The organism is Terriglobus sp. ADX1 (assembly GCF_036877645.1).
Taxonomy (GTDB): Bacteria; Acidobacteriota; Terriglobia; order Terriglobales; family Acidobacteriaceae; genus Terriglobus.
Genome location: NZ_JAEDXV010000101.1, coordinates 1 through 254, shown reverse-complemented (window position 1 = coordinate 254; position 254 = coordinate 1). Strand labels below are relative to the sequence as shown.

The following is a 254-nucleotide window of genomic DNA, read 5'->3' as shown; positions in this document are numbered from 1 at the left end:
TTGAAACATACTTCCAAGAGCATATTTTCCAGCCGTTGGGCATGACGGATACTTCGTATGCGGTGCCGTCGAATAAGCAATCGAGGGTGGCGGCGATACATCGTCGAACGGATGGCCAACTCGAAGACTGGTACGCCACCACGCCATCCCATCCACGCCGACGCCTCCGTTTCTTGGCGACGGTGGACTCTATTCCACAGCTCAGGACTATGGAATTTTCATGAGGATGCTTCTCAATGGTGGAACGTTTGGGA

The 254-nt window shown here is 53.1% G+C and carries 1 protein-coding gene; it reads left to right on the top strand.

The window, feature by feature from the left end:
• On the top strand, positions 1 to 224 hold a 224-nt coding region (locus tag JAO32_RS20135; RefSeq protein WP_443082623.1), incomplete at its 5' end, for a serine hydrolase.
• Positions 225 to 254: the final 30 nt, after the last annotated feature.